General features: G+C 70.7%; 1 protein-coding gene. It reads left to right on the top strand.

The annotated features are described in order from the left end of the window. On the top strand, positions 1–294 hold a 294-nt coding region (locus IH68_RS51420; RefSeq protein ID WP_159403914.1), incomplete at both ends, for a hypothetical protein.

Here is a 294-nt window from a genome sequence, read left to right as displayed (position 1 = left end):
TCCGAGGCGCTGGGCGCTGTGGAGATCGGTGCGTCGCTGGTGCGTTCCCGGTCGGTGTTCGAGCACCGGGCGGTGGTGTGGGGCGCCGATCGTGCGGAGCTGCTGCGGGGGCTTGAGGCGGTGGCGGCGGGTGAGTCCGCTGCCGGCGCGGTGACCGGTGCGGTGGGTGAAGGGGGCCGTACTGCCTTCCTGTTCGCCGGTCAGGGCTCGCAACGCCTGGGTATGGGCCGGGAGTTGTATGAGGAGTATCCGGTCTTCGCGGATGCCTTCGACGCGGTGTGCGCTCACCTGGAC

The organism is Streptomyces sp. NRRL S-646 (assembly GCF_000720765.1).
GTDB lineage: Bacteria > Actinomycetota > Actinomycetes > Streptomycetales > Streptomycetaceae > Streptomyces.
This window is presented reverse-complemented; position numbering and strand designations above follow the sequence as displayed.